This window comes from Falsiroseomonas sp. CW058 (genome assembly GCF_050563535.1).
Taxonomy (GTDB): Bacteria; Pseudomonadota; Alphaproteobacteria; order Acetobacterales; family Acetobacteraceae; genus Falsiroseomonas.
This window is the reverse complement of record NZ_JBNXUO010000017.1, coordinates 78,921-99,095: the sequence shown is the minus strand read 5'-3', so window position 1 is coordinate 99,095 and position 20,175 is coordinate 78,921. Positions and strand designations below refer to the sequence as shown.

12 protein-coding genes and 1 pseudogene are annotated in these 20,175 nt (G+C 72.4%); 12 read left to right on the top strand and 1 reads right to left on the bottom strand.

Translation table 11 applies throughout. The features are described from left to right. From ACK8OX_RS15015 to ACK8OX_RS14990, 6 genes and pseudogenes are all read left to right on the top strand, one after another. Positions 1-895 (top strand): annotated as a pseudogene (locus tag ACK8OX_RS15015) (DNA-binding protein); the annotation flags it as partial. Positions 896-999: 104 nt separating this feature from the next. Beyond that, a complete protein-coding gene (locus tag ACK8OX_RS15010) occupies positions 1,000-1,581 on the top strand; it encodes a DUF6927 domain-containing protein (RefSeq protein ID WP_430664979.1) in 582 nt (193 codons plus the stop codon). A 300-nt stretch (positions 1,582-1,881) separates the two neighbouring features. Beyond that, a complete protein-coding gene (locus tag ACK8OX_RS15005; protein ID WP_430664978.1) occupies positions 1,882-6,075 on the top strand; it encodes a strawberry notch-like NTP hydrolase domain-containing protein in 4,194 nt (1,397 codons plus the stop codon). A 4-nt stretch (positions 6,076-6,079) separates the two neighbouring features. Next, on the top strand, positions 6,080-7,108 hold the full coding sequence (locus ACK8OX_RS15000; protein ID WP_430664983.1) for a DUF7146 domain-containing protein: 1,029 nt from the start codon (positions 6,080-6,082) through the stop codon (positions 7,106-7,108). Between the two features lie 303 nt (positions 7,109-7,411). Then, positions 7,412-8,338 carry a DUF2493 domain-containing protein gene (locus ACK8OX_RS14995; protein WP_430664977.1) on the top strand — a complete coding sequence of 309 codons (927 nt, stop codon included), beginning with the start codon at positions 7,412-7,414 and terminating at the stop codon, positions 8,336-8,338. A gap of 736 nt (positions 8,339-9,074) precedes the next feature. Then, on the top strand, positions 9,075-9,392 hold the full coding sequence (locus tag ACK8OX_RS14990) for a DUF736 domain-containing protein (RefSeq protein WP_430664976.1): 318 nt from the start codon (positions 9,075-9,077) through the stop codon (positions 9,390-9,392). Positions 9,393-9,488: 96 nt separating this feature from the next. Here ACK8OX_RS14990 and ACK8OX_RS14985 read toward each other — a convergent pair whose 3' ends face one another. Then, positions 9,489-11,405 (bottom strand): DEAD/DEAH box helicase, encoded by a 1,917-nt coding sequence (locus ACK8OX_RS14985; RefSeq protein ID WP_430664975.1) that lies wholly within the window; start codon positions 11,403-11,405, stop codon positions 9,489-9,491. A 115-nt stretch (positions 11,406-11,520) separates the two neighbouring features. On the opposite strand from ACK8OX_RS14985, the gene ACK8OX_RS14980 reads away from it, so the two are divergent. From ACK8OX_RS14980 to ACK8OX_RS14955, 6 genes are all read left to right on the top strand, one after another. Continuing rightward, complete coding sequence (locus ACK8OX_RS14980; RefSeq protein ID WP_430664973.1) at positions 11,521-11,922, top strand: hypothetical protein; 402 nt, start codon at positions 11,521-11,523, stop codon at positions 11,920-11,922. Positions 11,923-12,205: 283 nt separating this feature from the next. Continuing rightward, the gene (locus ACK8OX_RS14975) at positions 12,206-13,072 is read left to right on the top strand and encodes a DUF932 domain-containing protein (RefSeq protein WP_430664972.1); all 867 of its coding nucleotides are present in this window, start codon (positions 12,206-12,208) and stop codon (positions 13,070-13,072) included. Positions 13,073-13,269: 197 nt separating this feature from the next. After that, the gene (locus ACK8OX_RS14970; RefSeq protein ID WP_430664971.1) at positions 13,270-13,956 is read left to right on the top strand and encodes a hypothetical protein; all 687 of its coding nucleotides are present in this window, start codon (positions 13,270-13,272) and stop codon (positions 13,954-13,956) included. 214 nt (positions 13,957-14,170) lie between these two features. Beyond that, positions 14,171-16,531 (top strand): TerB N-terminal domain-containing protein, encoded by a 2,361-nt coding sequence (locus tag ACK8OX_RS14965; RefSeq protein ID WP_430664970.1) that lies wholly within the window; start codon positions 14,171-14,173, stop codon positions 16,529-16,531. Further along, positions 16,528-17,871, top strand: coding sequence for an ATP-binding protein (locus ACK8OX_RS14960; protein ID WP_430664969.1), 1,344 nt, complete (start codon positions 16,528-16,530; stop codon positions 17,869-17,871). Before ACK8OX_RS14965 ends, ACK8OX_RS14960 begins: the two co-directional genes overlap by 4 nt. Continuing rightward, positions 17,840-20,086, top strand: coding sequence for a DEAD/DEAH box helicase (locus ACK8OX_RS14955; RefSeq protein ID WP_430664968.1), 2,247 nt, complete (start codon positions 17,840-17,842; stop codon positions 20,084-20,086). The genes ACK8OX_RS14960 and ACK8OX_RS14955 overlap by 32 nt, the downstream gene beginning before the upstream one ends. Positions 20,087-20,175: the final 89 nt, after the last annotated feature.

Below are 20,175 nucleotides of genomic sequence, written 5' to 3'. Positions count from 1 at the left end.
GGTCGCCGCACCAGGCGACGATGCGGCGGGAGCGGGTGAGCGGTCCGTTGCCGGTTCGGACATTGAGGGGAGCGGCAGGGCCCTGGGCGAGCCTGACGGTGGAGGCACCGCCGAGCCATCTGAGGAGGACGAGGGCATCCGGCCACTGCCTGACCGGCTTCTGACCGAACTCACCGCGCACCGCACGCTCGCGCTGCGTGACGCGGTCGCCGGTGATACACAGGTCGCGACCCTCGCCGCGACCCACGCGCTCTGCCTGCGGCTGTTCTACCGCTACGGCCTCGATTCCTGCCTGGAGATCGAGCCGAAGAGCGCGCTCTTCTCGGCCCAGGCGCCTGGCCTGGCCGACACCGCCTCGGCGCGTGCGATCGAGGCCCGCCACGCGCGCTGGCAGGCACAGCTGCCGGCGGATCCCGGTGAGCTCTGGGAGGTCCTCGCGGGCTTCGACGCCGACAGCCGCGAGGCGCTGTTCGCGCACCTCGTCGGACTGACGGTCAACGCGGTGCACGAGGCCTACAACCGACGGCCGAAGGCGATCGCGCATGCAGATCGCCTCGCCGGGGCAGTCGGGCTCGACATGGTGGAGGCGGGGTGGCGGCCGACGGTGGCCAACTATTTCGGCCGGGTCACAAAGGCCCGGATTCTCGATGCGGTGCGTGAGGGTAAGGGCGAGGCCGCGGCGGAGCTGATCGCCCACCTCAAGAAGGCCGACATGGCGGTGGAGGCCGAGCGCCTTCTCGCCGACACCAGCTGGACCCCCGAGCCGCTGCGTCTCGCCGGTGTACGCGACAGGGGCACGGCGACCGAACCCGAGGCCCTGCCGGCCTTCCTCGCCGAGGAGGGCGAGGGCGGAGCCGACGCCGAGGCCGAGCGACTTCCCGTCGCTGCCGAGTGAAGCCCGCGCCGGTTGGTTCGTCGCCCCGCTGACACTCCCTCTCACCGTCCACCCACCCGAAGCCCGGCCATTGCGCCGGGCTTCGTCGTTTCAGGAGACCCACCATGGGCTGGCTCTTCATGTCGTCGCTCGGCCGGTTCCGCGGCCCTCGCGCCTATCTCGACGATCAGTTCACCTACGCGTGCGGGACGGTCCGCTCGACCGTGCTGCGCTCGGCGCTCGTCCGGATGCGCACCTACTACGCCGCGGTCGAGCAGATCGGTCCAGACATGCCACGCGCGGTGTTCGCGGTCGTCTGCCTCGTCCGCTACAACCCGCGCGACGCGAACGGCGACGTCTTCGGCTACAAGGACATGACCGAGCACATGGGACCGTGCGAGTCCGAGTGCCCGGCGGCGATCCTCGACCTGCTCACGCCGACCGACGCGGACCATGCGCTCGCCTGGCGCGAGCGCTGCCGCGCCGCGGTCGCCGCACGGGCGGATCGTCCGCGCCTGCGCGACGGCACTACGATCGTCTTCGAAACGCCGATCGCCTTCACCGACGGCTCGGCGCACGCCCGGCTGGAGGTGGTGATCGAGCCGGGACGGCCGCGCGCGGTGCGGTTCCGGCCCGCCGGCGGCGACCTCTATCGCATCGGCAATCTCCATCGACACCGCTACACGGTCGAGGGCGCGGTGAGCTGACGGGCAGGGGTCCGGCGCGTCCGCGTCGGGCCCCTTCTTCGTTGAGGAAGGATCGAGAGGGAGAGAGCGGCCGGGAGAGGGTGTCCGGAGCCGGTTCGAGAGAGCGGAAGCCACCCGGACATCCCCGTTCCGCTCCCGGAGTTCCTCCTCGTGCCCCATCCATCCCTCGAGGCAGCGTTCGCGCGGTCGCCGTCCACTGCCCGTGCCGTCACGCCCGAAGCCCTGCTCGCTGCCGCGCAGAGGCTCCTGCCCACTCTCATTGCCGGGCAGCCCGTCGACGCGCGCGCGCTCCGCGACGCGATGACCGCTGCGACGGGCGGCTCGGACGCCGAGGGCGCCTGGGTCTGGAAGGACGCCTACGAGGCGTGCGAGGCGGCGCAGGTCTTGTTCCTCCAGCGCTTCGGTGCGGCGCTTGCTGCCAAGCCCGTCGCGGCGCGCCTTGCGGCGTTGACGAAGGTGGCGGCGCTGCTGCCGACGCACACGCGCCGGTCCGAGGAGGGCCAGGCGCTGCAGCAGTTCTCGACGCCGCTGCCGCTTGCCCTCGTCGCCGCGCAGGCCGCCGCGATCGGTCCCACCGACCTCGTGCTCGAGCCGTCGGCCGGCACCGGGTTGCTCGCCATCTTCGCGGAGATGGCCGGCGCCGACCTCGTGCTCAACGAGCTCGCCGACACCCGCGCCGGGCTGCTTCGCCTCCTCTTTCCGGCGGCCTCCGTCACGGACCACGATGCGGCGCGCATCCACGACCATCTCGACGCAGGCGTGCGGCCGAGCGTCGTGCTGATGAACCCACCCTTCTCCACCGGCGCGCATGTCGAAGGGCGTGTGGCCGACGCGGCCTATCGGCACATCGCCTCGGCACTGGCGCGCCTCGCCGATGGCGGCAGGCTGGTCGCGATCACCGGCGCGTCCTTCTCGCCCGACAACCCGGCCTGGGCGCTGGCCTTCGCGCGGCTGAGCGAGCGCGGGCGCGTGGTGTTCAGCGCGGCGATCGGCGGCCGTGTCTACGCGAAGCACGGCACGGCGGTCGAGACGCGGTTGACCGTCATCGACCGCCTTCCGGCGCACGCTCCGGCCTCAGTGCCGGCCTCGCACCCGATGGCCGGCGATGCCGCGGCGCTGCTCGCTCTCGTCGAGCGGCACGTTCCGCCGCGGGCCGCGTGCACGGCGGGCCGGGCGATCCGAGTCTCCGCTGCTCGGACTGCCACGACCCCCCAACGCCGGGTAACCGCGGCCGCCGCCCGCCCGCTCGCGCCGGTGGCCGCTGATGCCGTCGAGCTCACCTACCTGCCAGTCGAGAGCGCGGAAGCCGGCCCGGCACGCCTGAGCGATGCGCTCTACGAGCCGTTCACGCCCGCGACGATCCGCGTCCCCGGCGCGCACCCGCATCCGACCCCGCTCGTCCAGTCAGCGGCGATGGCAAGCGTGCGGCCGCCGCGGCCGACCTACCGGCCCCACCTTCCGGCGGGCCTCGTCGAGAGGGGCCTTCTCTCCGACGCGCAGCTCGAGACCGTGGTCCTCGCCGGCGAGGCGCACACCGCGCAGCTCGCGGGCGCCTGGACGGTGGATGACACCTTCGACGTCGTGACGGCCGCGCCCGACGACGCCGAGGGCGCGGTCCGCTTCCGGCGCGGGTTCATGCTCGGCGACGGCACCGGCGCGGGCAAGGGCCGCCAGGTCGCCGCCGTCATCCTCGACAACTGGCTGAAGGGACGTCGCCGGGCCCTCTGGGTCTCCAAATCCGACACGCTGATCGAGGACGCGCGGCGCGACTGGTCGGCGCTCGGGCAGGAGCGGTTGCTGGTCCAGCCCCTCGCGCGCTTCCGGCAGGGCACCCCGATCCGGCTGGAGGAGGGGATCCTGTTCGCCACCTACGCCACGCTGCGGACCGACGCGCGAGAGAAGCGGGCGTCGCGGGTCCGGCAGATCGTCGACTGGCTCGGCGCCGGCTTCGACGGGGTGATCGTCTTCGACGAGAGCCACGCCATGCAGAACGCCGCCGGCGCCACCGGCGAGCGGGGCGAGGCCGCGCCCTCCCAGCAGGGCCGGGCGGGGCTCCGCCTCCAGCACGCGCTGCCCGAGGCCCGCGTGCTCTACGTCTCGGCGACCGGCGCCACCACCGTCCAGAACCTCGCCTATGCCCAGCGCCTCGGGCTCTGGGGCGGCGACGACTTCCCTTTCACGACGCGCGCCGAGTTCGTGGCGGCGATCGAGACGGGCGGCGTGGCGGCGATGGAGGTGCTCGCCCGCGACCTGCGCGCGCTCGGCCTCTACACCGCCCGCTCGCTCTCCTACGATGGCATCGAATACGAGATCGTCGAGCACGCGCTGACGCCCGAGCAGACGCGGGTCTACGACGCCTATGCCGGCGCGTTCGGGATCATCCACCAGAACCTCGACGCCGCCCTCGAAGCCGCCGGCGTGACCGCGACGTCGGATCGGGGCTCGACGACGCTGAACGCAGCGGCCAAGTCGGCGGCGCGCTCGGCCTTCGAGAGCTCGAAGCAGCGCTTCTTCGGGCACCTGCTGACCTCGATGAAGACGCCGACCCTGATCGCCAGGATCGACGAGGACCTCGCGGCCGGCCACGCTCCCGTCGTCCAACTCGTCTCGACGGGCGAGGCGCTGATGGAGCGGCGCATCGCCGCGCTCCCGGCCGAGGAATGGTCGGACGTGCAGGTCGACATCACGCCGCGCGAGTATGTGCTCGACTACCTCGCCCATGCCTTCCCGGTGGGGCTGTACGAGCCCTTCACCGACAGCGCGGGCAACCTCTGCTCCCGGGCGGTCTTCGCGGACGGCCAACCCGTGCTCTGCCGCGAGGCGGTGGAGCGCCGCGACGCGCTGATCGAGCGGCTCGCCAGCCTGCCGCCGGTCGGCGGCGCGCTCGACCAGATCGTGCAGCGCTTCGGCACGGAGGTCGTGGCCGAGGTCACGGGCCGCTCGCGGCGCATCGTCCGCAAGCGCGGCGAGGACGGGGTGGAGCGGCTCGTCGTCGAGGGCCGCCCCGCCGGCGCCAACCTCGCCGAGACAACCGCCTTCCAGGACGACGCGAAGCGCATCCTCGTCTTCTCGGACGCCGGCGGCACCGGGCGGAGCTACCATGCCGATCTGGGCGCGCGGAACCGGCGGCTCCGCGTGCACTACCTGCTCGAGGCCGGCTGGAAGGCCGATGCCGCCATCCAGGGGCTCGGGCGCACCAACCGCACCCACCAGGCGCAGCCGCCGCTGTTCCGGCCGATCGCCACCGACGTGCGCGGCGAGAAGCGCTTCCTCTCGACCATCGCGCGCCGGCTCGACACGCTCGGCGCGATCACGCGGGGCCAGCGCCAGACCGGCGGCCAGGGCCTGTTCCGCGCCACCGACAACCTGGAGAGCGACTATGCCCGCGCAGCGCTGCGGCAGCTCTACACGCTGCTGCTCGCTGGCCGGGTCGAGGGCTGCTCGCTGCGGCGCTTCGAGGAGGCGACGGGCCTGTCGCTCCTGACCCGCGACGGCGCGGTGCGGGAGGAGACCCCGCCGATCACGCAGTTCCTCAACCGCGTCCTCGCGCTGCCGATCGGTCTGCAGAACACGCTCTTCGAGGTGTTCGACGGGCTGCTGGAGGCCCGCGTCGAGGCCGCTGTCCAGGCCGGCACCTTCGACGTCGGGCTGGAGACGCTGCGGGCGGAATCGCTCAGCGTGGTGGACCGCCGCACCGTCTACACGCATCCCGCCACCGGCGCCGAGACGGTCGCGCTCGAGATCCGCCGCCTCGACCGCACGGAGCCGCTGAGCCTCGGCGAGGCGCTCACCGTCGCCCGGAGCGCGCCGGGGCGCCTCCTCGTGAATGCCCGCTCCGGTCACGCCGCCGTCCAGGTCCGCGCCGCAAGCGTCACGCTCGACAGCGGCGAGGTGGAACGCCGCGTGCGCCTGGTCCGCCCGACGGAGCGCAGGACCCTGCCCGAGGCGGCCTTCCTCGCCTCGCATTGGGACGAAGCGGACGGCGCCGCGTTCGCAGAGGCGTGGAATGCCGAGGTCGCTGCCCTGCGCGAACTCGTCGAGAGCCGCCTCTGGATAGTCACCGGCCTGCTGCTGCCGATCTGGCGGCGGCTGCCGGAGGATGGCTGCCGGGTCTACCGCCTGCAGACCGATGAGGGCGAGCGGGTGATCGGGCGGCAGGTCCCCCCCGCTTGGGTTGCCGAGGCGCTCGGGGGCGATGCACAGGCCGTCTCGGCCGAGGACGCCTGGGAGGCGGTGCTCGGTCGCGGGGCGCTGCTTCAGCTCGCCGACGGGCTCTCGGTCCGGCGCTCCCTCGTCATGGGGGCGCCGCGCGTCGAGCTAAGCGGCTTCACGGACGGGATGGTGGCGCGGCTCAAGGCCGATGGGCTCGTCTCCGAGATCATCACCTGGAAGCTTCGGCTGTTCGTGCCGGTCGGGGCGGAGGGGCCGGCGATCCTGGCGCGCGTCCTCGCCCGCCATCCGGTCGCCCGGGTGACCGACCGTGCCGCGGCGTGACGCCATGACCGGCGCCGCCGATCTGGCACACCGCCTCGCGCGCGAGGCCGAGGCGGTCTGCCGCCACTACCTTTCCAATGGCCGCCGGCACGGCCGCTGGTGGCTCGTCGGCGATGCCGACAACACGCCCGGCCGCAGCCTCTTCGTGCGGCTGCACGGGCCGGAGCGCGGCCGTGGCGCGGCCGGCAAGTGGACCGATGCCGCCACCGGCGAGCATGGCGACCTGCTCGACCTGATCGGCCGTGTCTGCGGCTTCGACGACCTCCGCGACACGCTCGATGAAGCCCGGCGTTTCCTGAGCCTGCCGCGCCGGCCGCGCGAGGCGATCCGGCCTCCGTCTCCGGTCGGGTCGTCCGAATCAGCCCGTCGCCTGTTCCGCGCCGGGCAGCCAATCGGCGGCACCCTCGCCGAGACCTACCTGCGGTCTCGTGGCATCACCGCGCTCGGCGAACTCGTCGCGCTCCGCTTCCATCCGCGTCTGTACTACCGTGCCGGCGATCACGCTCCGCGTGAGACCTGGCCCGCGCTGCTGGCCGCCGTCACCGATGCGGACGGTACGGTCGCCGGCATCCACCGCACTTGGCTGACCCGCGACGGCATCGGCAAGGCGCCGATCGCCAGCCCGCGTCGGGCGCTCGGGCACCTGCTGGGCAACGCCGTGCGCTTCGGCGCCGCCACCGACGTCCTGCTGGTCGGCGAGGGCATTGAGACGATGCTCTCGCTCCGCACCGTCATGCCTGCCATGCCGGCCGCCGCGGCACTCTCCGCGGCCCACCTCGCCGCCTTCGTGCCACCCGCGGGACTGCGGCGCCTCTACGTCGCCCGCGACAACGACGAGGCCGGGGCAGGCGCCTCGGCTGCCCTGACCGCGAGGGTGGCCGCGCTCGGCATTGCGGCGCAGGTGCTCACGCCGCGCGACGGCGACTTCAACGACGACCTCCTCCGGCGGGGAAGGGAGGCAATGGGCGCGGATCTCCGCGGACAGCTTGCCGCCGAGGACATCGCACGGTTCCTCGACGCGGGGCGAGGCTGACGCCGCGCAGCCGGGTCCACCGCCGCACCGCCGGCACGAGGCTCCCCATGCCGCCGGGAGCGCGCCCTGGCCTTCTCAGGGGCGATCGGGCCGGAGCCGGGGAGGGCCGGCAACGTTGGGCGCAACTTTCTTCCCCTGCGCGTGCCGCGCATTCCTCGCGAGGCAAGAAAGCCGCGCCCCGCCGTCCTCCGCTGCGCTGCGGCCCTCCGGCTGCGCCTTCGGGTGCAGGCCCACCTCGCCCCCGGCCTGGAGATCGCGCGAAGGCCGCGACGGGCGCGGCTTCGCCAGCACGAGGAGCCACCCATGCCCCGCCACGACGACGCCGAACCCGTCCACGCCGCCTCCGCCACCGCACGCCTGCTCGACGACCTCCAGCTCCACGGCTACCGGCCGTCCGCCGATGAGCCCGACTTCCGCCCCTTGCCCGATCCCGACCGGATCACCGGCGCCCTCACCGAAGCGGTCGAGGCTCTCGTCGCCGGGCTGGCCGACACCCGGCTGGAGCCGGACCTGGCCGACCTGCTCTGGTCCTTCGTCAACATCTTCCACCGCGGCCTCGACCGGATCGGGCGCGAGCTCGACACCAACGAGGTCGAGCAGCGGCGCTGCCAGCGCGAGCAGGATGGCTCCGAGGTGCGGTCCGTGGAGCTGGAGCGGCTGCTGGTTGGGGGCACGGCGCTGATCGAGCGTCGCGACGCCTACGAGACCATGCGCGAGGTCGCCGCCGATCTCTACGAGGCGCAGACCGGCTCCGCCTGGCGGCCACGCGCGGGATCGATGGTCAACCGCCGGACGCTCACCGCCGTCATGATCGACAGCCGCGACTTCCTCGCCGCCAAGCGCCGGGCCGACATCGAGCCGCTGGTGCCGACCGGGGCGAGGATCGCCTTTGCCGGCGGCACTGACTGCAATGATCACGCTGCGATCTGGGCGGCACTCGACCGGGTGCATGCGAAGCACCCGGACATGGTGCTGCTGCATGGCGGCGCACCGCGGGGAGCAGAGCGCATCGCCGCACTTTGGGCCGACCAGAGGAAGATCGCGCAGATCGTCTACAAGCCGGACTGGCACCGGCACGCCAAGGCGGCGCCGTTCAAGCGCAACGACGCGCTGCTGGACGCGGTGCCGATCGGGGTCGTGGTCTTCCCGGGCTCGGGTGTGACAGACAACCTCGCCGACAAGGCGAAGCGCCTCGGCATCCCGCTGATGGATTTCCGCGGCGGCGGCTGACGCCGCCTTCGCGACGGGATGGCGAGGTAGGCCTCGCCATCCCGTTGGCTTGGTCGACGACGAAGGCGGGCTGTGACGCGCTGCCTGTTCCGGTGCTGTTCGTCGCGAGCCGATGGCGCGTGCCGCGCCATCTGCAGGCCGGTGAGATGGCGCCGCGCTGCGCGCGACGCCGTGCGGCCGACCAGTCGCGCAGCAGAAGGCAGTGCGGGGCTCAGTGACGTCGCCGGTATGCTGCCCAAGCCGAGGCCCAGCAACGCCCGCAGCGCATACGCTGCTCCGCCCCGCGGTGCCGGCCCATGCGAAGCCAGCTCCACCGCCCCACTCCCGGCGCGGGGAAGAGCCACGGTCGACAGGCACCTCCCACGCAGCGCCCCGCCGCGCACCCCGCTCCCCATCGAGGGCAAGCGCCGAGACCGCACCTCTGCCTGCGAGGCTGTGCGGGGCACCGACGGCCGCCATACCCCTGCCTCTGCCGCGGGACCGCGCCCATCACGTCCTCTCACGGCTTGATCTGGCCCGGGGCCGGCTTCGCCTCGGGCTCCTGGCCGCAACGGCGCCGCTGCGACTTTCTTCCCCTGCGCGTGCCGCGCATTCCTCGCGAGGCAAGAAAGTCTCGCCGTGCCGTCCTCCGCCCTGCTCCGGCTCCTGCGGAGTGCGTCGTCGCCCGCCCCGGGCCGGACGATCGCCATCGAGGCCGCGATGGGCGCGGTCCCGATAGACGAAGCAGGAGACGATCATGGCGACCATCGGCACCTTCACCCGCACCGGCGACAGCTTCGAGGGCACCGTCTCGACGCTCACCCTCGACGCGAAGGTCCAGTTCCGCCCGGCCGAGAAGACGAGCGAGAAGGCGCCCGACTACCGGGTCTTCGCCGGGCGCGCCGAGATCGGGGCGGCCTGGAAGAAGACCTCGAACGAGGGCCGGAACTACCTCTCGGTGAAGCTCGACGATCCCTCGCTGCCGGCGCCGATCCAGGCCAACCTCTTCTCGGTGGATGGCGGCGACTTCGAACTCATCTGGTCCCGCCCCACGCCCAAGCGTAACCGCGACTGACCGGCCGCACGGCGCCCCGCCCTCGGCGGGGCGCCATCAACGCTCTGGCCCGAGCCGAAGACACTATCGGCTAGCGTCTATGCGCTCGCGGCGAGGTCAGGCCTGCCGGTGCGGGCCGCGCCGCTCCGAGTGGCCGACGCGCCGCCCGACCGGCGGGCGCCACTCGCCACGCGGCCGCGCGCGCCAGCCGAAGCGGGTGTCGCCATCCAGCAGGTGCAGATGCTCGCGCAGCCTGTTGCGGCCGAGCCATTCCACCGCCGCCTCCAGCTCCGCCAGCGTCATCTCCGCGCGGCTCTTGCCGCCGGTCGCGCGCTTCAGCGCCGCGTTGTAGGCGTGATAGAGCCCGTCGCCGCGCGCCGGCACGACGGCGTTGGCGACGCCCGCCGCCATGTCCTCCACCGCTTGGCTCGCCACCAGTTCGCCAAGGCGCGCGCGCAGCCGGCGCTCGGCGGCCGAGGGCGCCCCCAGCAGCTCGCCCTGCGGATCGGGCTCCCGCGCAGCCGCCAGCCCCGCTGCGAGGTCCGGGCCCGGCCGCAGCGTCGAGAGCCGCAGCGCGAGCGCGTTGCTCTCCAGCGGCACGATGCCCTGTCTCTCGCGCGCCTCGGCGATCTCGTCCTCCAGCCACTCGGGCAGCGGCCGGCGCTTCTGCCGCGGCGGCGTCGGCGGCTTCGCGCGCGTGCCCTGCTCGCGCTCCATCCGCCACCTGAACCGCGCAAAGAGCGGGTCGTCGGGGTGGAACACCGTCGCGCGCTGCGCCTCGTAGGGGCCGGCACGCGGATCCACGCGCGTCGCGCGCGCCACCATTTGCTCGAGCCAGGGACGCGAGCGGATATGCGTCAGCGCCGCCACCACCGCGACCTCCGGCGCGTCCAGCCCCTCATAGGCCATCGCGACGGTCACCAGCACGGAAGGCTCCGGCGTGAGGCGGAAGGCGGCGAGCGTCTCATGCGCGCCGCGTTCCTCTGAGACTGCAAGCGCAGCTGTCATCCGCTGTGCGGGTGGCATCCAGCCGCGCAGCGTGTCGAGGTAGCGCCGCGCCTGCGCCTGATCGGGTGCCACGACGAGCAGCTTGCCGAGCCCCCGCGCCGCCTCGCCGGGTGCCGCGCCCAGCCGGCCGCGCCGCTCCGCGCGGGTGCGGCGCGTCGCCTCGAAGGCGCGACGCAGCAGCGCCTCGGCGAAGCCGGTCCGCAGCGCGGTGAAGAGGGCAGGGCGCGTCGCCTCGTTCGGCGCCACCGCGCGCAGCCGGTGCGGGCCGAGATGCGGCCGCTCACCCGTCTCGCCCTCCGGCCCGAGCCAGCTTGCTTCGCCGTCGAGCGCGCCGAAGGAGACCGGCAGCACGGCGCGTTCCGCCAGCGCGCGGGCGCGGCTGTAGCCGACGACGGCGAGGCCGGGTGCCCCGAGGTCCACCTCCTCGCGCCCGCCGGCAGCGCGGCGATAGGGCAGGCCGAGGATGCGCCGCCCGTCGGCGCGTTCCAGCGTGCCCGACAGCAGCAGCCGCACGCTCGCCAGCGCGAGCAGCGGCTCGATGGCGGCCGACCATCCGGCGGCGTCGTCGGCCGGCGAGGCCGCCCTGTCGTTCGCGCCCACCGCCGGCAGGTGGTGCACCTCGTCCACCACGAGCAGGTAGCGGTGGCGGCGGAACTCGGCGAGATGCAGGTCGGGCGCTGCCGCGACGCCCTGGTAGGTCGTCACGTAGCCCGCCAGCCCGCGGCACGGGTCGGGCGCGTTCTCGGCGGCGCGCACCGACAGCGCGTGGCCGAGCGCGGCGCGCCAAGCGGGATCGCAGAACGCCTCCTCGGCCTGCAGGCGCAGGCTGTCGCGCGGGACCACCCAGCACACGCGCTCGCAAAGGCCGGCCTCGATCAGCGTCCCCGCCGCGAGCACCGGCAGCAGCGACTTGCCGCCGCCCGGCGTGACCGCCGCCAGCACGTCACGCACCGGCGCCCCGCCGGCGATGGCGCGCATGACGGCAAGCGTCTCGGCTTGGTGGCTGCGAAGCCGCGGTCCCGACATCACGGCGTCCCCTGGTGCAGCCTAGAAACTTGATTCGACACGGAATCCCTGTCGAGGGGCAATCGTCGCGGCGAATCTGTTCGCGTTCTGTTCGCATGCCGGCTAGCCTCCCGGCATGCCGCCGGACAGCCTGCCGCCGCCCCTCGACCTGGACCTTGTCGCCGCCCGTGCCGCGGAGGCGCATTACCGCGCCGCGCTCGCTGCCGGCATGACGGAGGCGCGCGCCTGGGCCGAGGCGACGGACGTCTTTCGTCTGCATCATCCCGCCTGGCCGCTGCCGCTCGCCGAGCGCGAGGCGGCGCGTGTCGTCGGCGCGTTGCTCGCGTGGGATCGCGCGCGGGACGGGCGGCATCGCGCGCCGAACCACCGCGTTCCGCCGCTCGCCCTGCTGCACAGCCTGTCGCGCCCGGCAGTGGCGCACGGTGTCGTGGCACGTGACGCTCCGCAGGCCGAGGACGCGTCGCCCGGGCGGTCGCTGGGTGCCGGCCTTGCGGCGGTAAGCGCAAACCCCTCCTGACGCGCTCGGCCGGCGCCGGCTGACGCTCGCCAAGGACGACGGCGCCCTTCAACCATGGCCGCGGACGCGGCCTGCGCGGGGGACCACGGGCTCTGCCCAAGGTCCCCCTCGGCACGCGCCCTACGGCACGGCAGGACCCCTCCCTCGCATGTCCCTGCGGGCCACGCTCCGTCAGGGCCCGGCCGCGCCCTGCCGCATGCCACCCCTCCTTCCCCGGTCTCGGCGACGCCAGGGAAGCAGCGGGGCTGCTTCCCGCTGCCAGAGGAAGAAAGGGCAAGACACCATGTCGTTCATCGGCCGCACCACCATCCTCCGTCCCGACGGCGTCACTCCCCTCACCGACGAGGACATCCGTCGCGTGGCCCCTTCCGCCTTCGCTACCGAGGCGCACGAGAGCCGCAGCGCGCGCTACGCCTACATCCCGACCGCCGACGTGATCCGCGGCATGCGCGACGCCGGCTTCCTGCCGATGGCGGCGGGCCAGGCGCGCACGCGCGACGAGGGCCGGCGCGGGCACACGAAGCACATGCTGCGCTTCCGCCACGCCGATGCGCGGCCCGCAACGGAGCGCCGCGTCGGGCAGACCTTCCCCGAGATCGTGCTGCTCAACTCCCACGACGGCACGAGCGCCTACCGCGTCATGTCGGGCGTGTTCCGCCTGGTCTGCCTCAACGGCATGATCGTGGCCGACCGCGAGGGCGCGGAGGTGCGCGTGCCGCACAAGGGCGACGTCGTGCGGCAGGTCGTGGAAGGCAGCTTTGCCGTGCTCGACGACGCGCGCCGCGCGCTGGACGCGGCGGAGGCGTGGCGGGGCGTGACCCTTGACCGGGATGAGCAACGCGCTTTCGGCGAGGCCGCACGCGTGCTGCGCTTCGGCGACGCCGAGGGTCGGACCGAGACGCCGATCACGGCGGAGCAGTTGCTCGCGCCGCGGCGGGTGGACGACGCCGGCGACGACCTCTGGCGCACCTTCAACCGGGTGCAGGAGAACGCCATCCGCGGCGGGCTGACCGCGTGGGCGCGCGACGCCCGGAACCGCCCGCGCCGCGTCACCTCGCGTGAGGTGAGCGGCATCGACGGCGACGTGCGGCTCAACCGTGCGCTCTGGACGCTGACCGAGCGCATGGCCGAACTGAAGGGAGTGGGCTGAACTCTACCGGGGCCGGGGCGAAAGCCCCGGCTCGCCGCGAAAATTTTCGGCCCGCCCGACGGGCGGGCCGATACACACTCGCGTCAACAAGCGTCCCGTTCATTAGGGATGTTGGCGTGCCGTGGATCAACCCCGCGGCCTGAATGCCGTGCCGGCGATCTGCGCCCACGGCGCACGGAATGTGCTATGCGCCGAGGATGACCCATCCCGTCGAGGCTTCGCAGGTCGAGGCCGTCGCTTCCCCGGCGCCGCTCCCGTGGGAGCTGCACGCGGCTCTGACGGAAGACAGGCTGCGCATCTGCGCCCGGCTACTGGCCAATGCGCGGCGCGACGCGCTCGTCATGGCCTCCTATGAGATGGGCGACGACGCTTGGTCGGTGGGCTGCCGCGCCTATGCTTTTGGGCGGCACCGCCTCGCCCGTGCTGCGACATCGGGCCAGCACAACTGGCTCGGCGTGCTAGACGAGAGCAACGCCTTCGTCTTCCTCATCGAAGACGTGCCGGTGCGCTTCTACCGCGGACCGGCCGACGAGCCGACGGCCCGTGCCCTGCGCCGCCACGCCCAGGAAGCCGAGCAGCTCTCGCTGGCGCTCGGCGAGGCGGCCGAGGGCCTCGTCTTCCGGTTGGCCGTCGAGACGGGCGAGGGCGGCCGGGTTGAGCGGGTGGTGTTCCTGGCGTTGCGCGGCGAAGAAGGTGAGGCCGCGTGCGCATGGCCGGTGCCGCTGGATGTACCGACACCTGCACAGGGGCCGACGGTGCAGTTGCGGCTGTTGCCCGACGATGGCTATCCGGGTCCATCAGCGGCGCCGGCGCCGGAGTCCAACCGCCGTACCGCCACACGGCGCGAGGGCATTGCAGAAAGCCGTGCACGGCGCGCAACTTGACCACAGGGCATCGGAGATAGTCGGCAAAACTCGAACGTTTTTGCGCCGCCGCCCCACGTTTGGACGGCGCGCGCCGCACCGGCGATGAAGCGCACGGCTGCCACCTGGAATGCAGTCTCGCGGAGTACAATGGATCTCGCAACTCGTCTCGATCTGCTACAGAATTGAGCCCTCCGACATGCTTGATGGCTGACTGCCATCCCCAAGGTGAGCCGTGTTTGAAGTTGTTCTGCTGGTTGGGGTGCCGCTCGTCCTGCTGTTCCTGATTGCGCGCAATCGGAAGCGGGATGCCGCGCGCCCCGCGCCCGCTGCAGAACCCGATTTCGCTCCGCTTCGGTCAAGCCGCGCTCCGCCAAAGCCAGGGCTTACGGCCCCACCATCGCCGAGGTCATCGACACCCTCCATTCGCGGCGGTCCTCATGCACGAGCGGCGGAAGGCACAGAAGCCGTCCGGCTCGTCCCGCTCGACGACGCTGCACCACCGTCCGTCGGCCGCCGATCTGCCCCGTCGGCGCCTGCGCAGGCCTGGGTACCGCGCGGACAGCCCACGAAGGTGGCCGACGTGACCATCCCGGGAGGCATGGTCTACGTCGGCTTCGAGCTTGCCGTTCCCGGCCGATACGGCAACGACAACTGCCTCATCAACCCGCGACTGGCAGTCGCCAAGTCCGTTGGTCCGAACGAAACGCTCGGCCTGCACTACTGGCCTGACTACGCTTCGATCAGCCCCGCGGGGCGCCGGGCCTACCTGAACTGGCTGGCAGCCGGGCGGCGAGATCCTACGGCCGACATCGGTCTCGTCTTCCTCTTCTTCTACGGGTTGGAACGTCGCCTGTTCCTCGAACGCGCGCTGGCCGAGGCGCCGGCGTTGGTCGCCGAGGTCGAGCGTCTCGTCGGCATCTACGGCGGCAACGGCTCCTTCTCGGCATACGCCACCCAGTTCCTCGCCGCGGCGGCCATGGCGACAGGCCGGATGCCCTCGCGCATCGAGCCGCAGCCGATCCCCGGCTATCGTCAGGAGATCCCGTTCGCCACGCGCGTCCACCTCGGGGCCGCCCTGGCCGACGGGAGGCCTCTCGGCGCCGATGATGCCCTCCTCTGGGTGCTTGGAGTCCCCGAGACCAACTTGCGGACGCCGGGGCAACGCTGCTTTGCGGAGCTCCGCCAACTCTTCAGAATCCGCTTCACCGAGCGGCACCCTCAGGGGCTGTCGGTCAGCGCGCCCAAGCGGCGGCTGTCCGCGACCTACCGTGCCGCTAGCGGCACCTTCACTGTCGACATACCGGGTGCGCACACGGTCCTGCCGGATATCGCTGCCTTGTCTGCACCTCTTCGCGGCCTGACCGCGATGCTGGAAGCATGCCAAGTCGACCTGGAGGGCTACAGCCGGCTCCTTGGACGGAAGCCCGAGGCGCGCGGCTCGCTGCAGGCCGCCCTCCTCCTCCCCGGGCCTTTGCGGGATGCCGCCGTCCAGGCCGCCCTCGCACCGGTCCGGGCCCGCGTAGCGGCGCTGCTCGCCGGCGACGGCCCAGGCGTGGTCGGGGTCAAGCGCCTGCTGGCGGCGCTGGACATCGGGGCTCCGGACACCGCGAAGATGTCGGCGTCCATCTTGAACCAGATTGGCCAACGGCTCGACGCCCTCGGCTTCGGCATGGAGCCCGACCGCCGCTACGGCGGCGCTGCCGTCGCCTCCAATGGCCAGGTGGTGCTGTTCGCCGCAGCGGGTGGCGCGCCGGTCGATCCGGAGCGCCCGCCCTTCGTGGCTGCCAAGGCAGCGATGGAAGTCGCCATGCTGGCGGCGGTGGCCGACGGCGAGCTCAGCGCCAACGAGTTCGAGGCCCTCCTGGCGGACGCACGCGCCATGGGAGGGCTGGAGCCGGCCGAGCGGCTGCGTCTCGACGCCCTGGTGTGGACCTTAAAGGAGCAGGCGCGTCCAAGCGTCGCGTTGAAGCGCGCCGCGGCGCTGCCGGAAGCCGAGCGTCGGGTCATCGCCGCCGCAGCAGTGTCCGCCATTCTCGCGGACGGCACGGCATCGCCGCGCGAAGTCGCTTTCCTTGAGCGCGTGCACCGGTCGCTCGGCCTCCCGGTCGAAGCCGTCCACGCTGCCCTGCACCAGGGGGCCGCTCCGCGTCCGAGACCTTCGGTCGCGGTGCCCGCGGCGGCCTCGATTGCGGGCGCCGACCCGGTCCTGGCGCTCGACGCAGCGCGCATGGAACGCATCCGCCAAGAGACGACGGCAGTTTCGGCCCTGCTGTCCGACATCTTCTCGGACGATGACGAGGAGACGCCGGTCGCTGCGCCGGCAAGCGATCCCGGGGAGCGCCCGGCCTTCGAAGGGCTGGACGTGGCGCACGGTCGGCTGCTGCTCGCCCTACTGGCCGCCGGGCGGCTCGGCGCCGAGGATTTCGAGCGCGAGGCCAAGGCCGTGCGGCTGATGGCCGAGGGCGCCGCCGAGACGATCAACGACTGGGGTTTCGACCGCTTCGGCGAACCGGTGATCGAGCTCGACGACGGCGGGGCGGTCGTCCCGGATCACCTGCTCGACGACTTGCGGAAGGCGGGAGGGGAGCCATGAGCGCGACGACGAAGATCAGGCCACGGGACCGGGACACCATCATCCAGGCGCTGTCGGCGGGCGTCGTGCCGCGCGTCGGCCTGCAGCACGTCCAGGTCGGCCGCGCGCGGGAGCTGTCGGCCCTCGTGCGCGACGTGGAGCGGGTGGCGGATGGCGGGTCGGCGCTCCGCTTCGTCATCGGCGAGTACGGCGCGGGGAAGAGCTTCTTCATGAGCCTCGTGCGCCTGGTCGCGCTGGAGAAGCGCCTCTTGACGGTGCATGCCGACCTCGGCCCCGACCGGCGCCTCCACGCTTCAGCGGGGCAGGCGCGCTCGCTCTATGGCGAGGCCGTGCGCAACCTCGCGACGCGGACCAAGCCCGAAGGCGGCGCGCTCGCCAGCGTCCTGGAACGGTTCATCGGGGAATTGGTGAAGGCGAGCCAGGAAACGGGTGTCCCTGTGAAGCGCGTCCTGGAGGAGCGCCTCGGCGACCTTCGGGAGGCCGGCGGCGGCTATGACTTTGCGGCGGTCGTGGAGGCCTACTGGCGTGGTAGCGAGGACGGCGCCGAGGAGCTGAAGTCGAACGCGCTGCGGTGGCTGCGGGGCGAGTATTCGACCAAGACTGAGGCCCGGCAGGCGCTTGGCGTGCGCAACATCGTCGACGACGCCGATCTCTACGACGGGTTGAAGCTGATCGCCGCGCTCGCGCGTCTCGCCGGCTACGGTGGCCTGCTCGTGCTCTTCGACGAGATGGTGAACCTCTACAAGCTCCAGTCGAAGCAGGCGCGCGACCAGAACTACGAGCAGATCCTCGCCATCCTCAACGACACGCTCCAGGGCAACACGCGGCACCTTGGCTTCGTATTCGGCGGAACGCCGGAGTTCCTCACCGACACGCGGCGCGGCCTCTACTCCTACGCCGCCCTGCAATCGCGCCTTGCTGAGAACAGCTTCGCGCGCGATGGCCTCGTGGACCTGTCCGGCCCAGTGCTGCGGCTGCAGAGCCTGACGCCAGAGGAACTCCATATCCTGCTCGGCAACGTGCGCAACGTCTTCGCGGGTGGCGAGCCCGCGCGGCATCTCGTGCCGGACGAGGCCCTGTCCGCGTTCATGATCCACTGCAGCGAGAGGATCGGCGAGGCCTACTTCCGCACGCCCAGGAACACGGTGAAGGCCTTCTGCCAGCTCCTGTCGGTGATCGAGCAGAACCCCGGTGCAGACTGGCGCGCACTGCTGGGCGGGGTGGATGTCGTACCAGACGTCGGCGACGACGGAGCGGAGGAGGCCGCCGCCGAAGTGGCGGCGCCGGCGGCGAACGGGAAGGCATCGGGTGAAGACGAACTCTCGTCCTTCCGTCTCTGACGACGCACGGGCGGCATTCGAGCTCCTGCATCCAGAGGTCCGGCGCTGGGTGCACGACCAGGGCTGGGCGGGCCTGCGGGACATCCAGATCCGCAGCATTCACGAGGTCAGGGGAAGCGCCACGGCCGACGTCCTGATCTCCGCCTCGACGGCCGCGGGAAAGACGGAGGCGGCGTTTCTGCCCGCCCTCTCAGCGGTGGCGGAAGACGGAGGCGACGGCCTCGGCATCCTGTACGTCGCGCCGCTCAAGGCCCTGATCAACGACCAGTTCGGCCGGTTGGAAACCCTGTGCGACCGGCTCGGACTGCCGCTCGTGCGCTGGCACGGCGACGCGCCCGACGCGCCCAAGCAGAGGATCGCGGCGAAGCCGCGCCGGGGCGTCGCCCTCATCACGCCCGAATCCATCGAGGCGCTGCTCTGCCGCAGGCCCGGCGTCGCCTCTGCCCTGCTTGGACGGGCGCGCTTCGTGATCGTGGACGAGATCCATGCCTTCCTCGCCGGGCCGCGAGGCCTTCACCTCGCGTCCCTCCTCCGCCGGATCGAGGGCCTCTCGTCCAGCCCGGTGCGGCGGATCGGACTGTCGGCCACGCTCGGTGACCTCGACGCTGCCCGCGCCTGGCTGCGGCCCGCCGACCCGGACCGGGTCCGCGTCGTGAAGTCGTCCCAGGCCTCAGGAGCCGAGCTGCGCCTCCAGGTCCGCGGCTACGTGGAGCCCGCGAAGGCCGAAGAGAACGAAGGCGAGCAGGACCGGTCGGCCATCCAGGACGTGGCGGACCACCTGATGGCGACGCTGCGCAACAGGAACGCACTCGTCTTCGCGGGGTCGCGGCAGCGGGTCGAGTACCTGGCGGACCTTCTACGCGAGCGCTGCGAAGGGGAGAACGTGCCGAACGAGTTCTTCGCGCACCACGGCAACCTCTCGAAGCATCTGCGCGAGGAGCTGGAAGCGCGCCTCAAGGAGGGCCGGCTGCCGACGACGGCGGTGTGCACCTCGACGCTTGAACTGGGCATCGACATCGGCACCGTCGAGGCCGTGGCCCAAGTCGGCGCGCCGCGCTCGCTGGCTTCGCTGCGGCAGCGCTTGGGACGGTCCGGGCGCCGGCCCGGCAAGCCCGCCGTCCTGCGGCTCTACGTTATCGAGGACGAACTCGACGGCGACCCCGATCCCGTCGACGAGCTACGGCCCGAGATCGTGCGCGCCGTGGCGGCGCTACGGCTTCTGGGCCAGGGCTTCCTGGAGGCGCCGAAATCGGCTGGGGGCCTCGGCTCGGCCATGCTCCACCAGGTGCTGTCGGTGATCTGCGAGCGTGGCGGCGCGCGCGCGGAGTCCATCCACCGCACCCTCTGCGGTCCCGGTCCCTTCGCGGGGGTTCCGGTGCCGCTCTACGCGGACCTCTTGCGCGGCATGGGCGCGCCCGAGGCCGCTCTCATCGAGCAGGCCCCGGACGGCACGCTGATGCTCGGGCGTGCGGGCGAGCGGCTTACCGCCGGCCGCGACTTCTACGCGATGTTCGAGAGCCCGGAGGAATGGCGCCTCGTCGCCGCCGGGAAGTCCCTTGGCACGCTGCCGATCTCGGAGCCGCTGCTGGTCGGGAACCTGCTCGTGTTCGGCGGTCGCCGCTGGGCCATCAAGGGCGTGGACGACGCCGCGAAGGTTGTGACGGTCGAACCGCACAAGGGCGGCCGTCCGCCTCGCTTCGGCGGTACGAACGGCGAGCCTGTCGACGACCGCCTCGTTGCCGAGATGCTGGCTGTCTACCGCGACGATGACGTTCCCCCCTGGCTCGACGACGGCGCTCGCGAGCTGCTCGCGCAGGGGCGCGCGGCCTTCCAGTGCCTCGGATTGGACGAGCGTAGCGTGGTCCAACGCGGCGAGGACGTCCATCTGCTGACCTGGCGCGGCTCGCGCGCCAACGGCCTGCTAGCCGTGATCCTGGGCGCGGCGGGCCTGCGGACGTGGGCACACGACTTCGGCGTCGTGGTGTCGCGCGCAGAGCCGACAGCCCTCGTACGCGGCATCGGCGAGTTGCAGGCGCAGGGGCCTCCCGACCTGGAGTCGTTGGCCGCCGACACGAGCGCGTTGGCGACGGCGAAATACGACGGGCTGCTCGCGCCCGCGGTGCTGCGCCGCTTCTGGGCGATGGCGATGCAGGACGTTGTTGACGGCCTGCGGCGCGATCTCGGTCGTTTGGCGTTGAGTAGCGAGTCCTCTTGAGCGTCGTGCATGCCCGACTTCAACGGCCACAGTATCCGCTGGCCTTGACCAGAGGCGACAAATGTCAAATCGGCCTTCCGCTCTCGAAA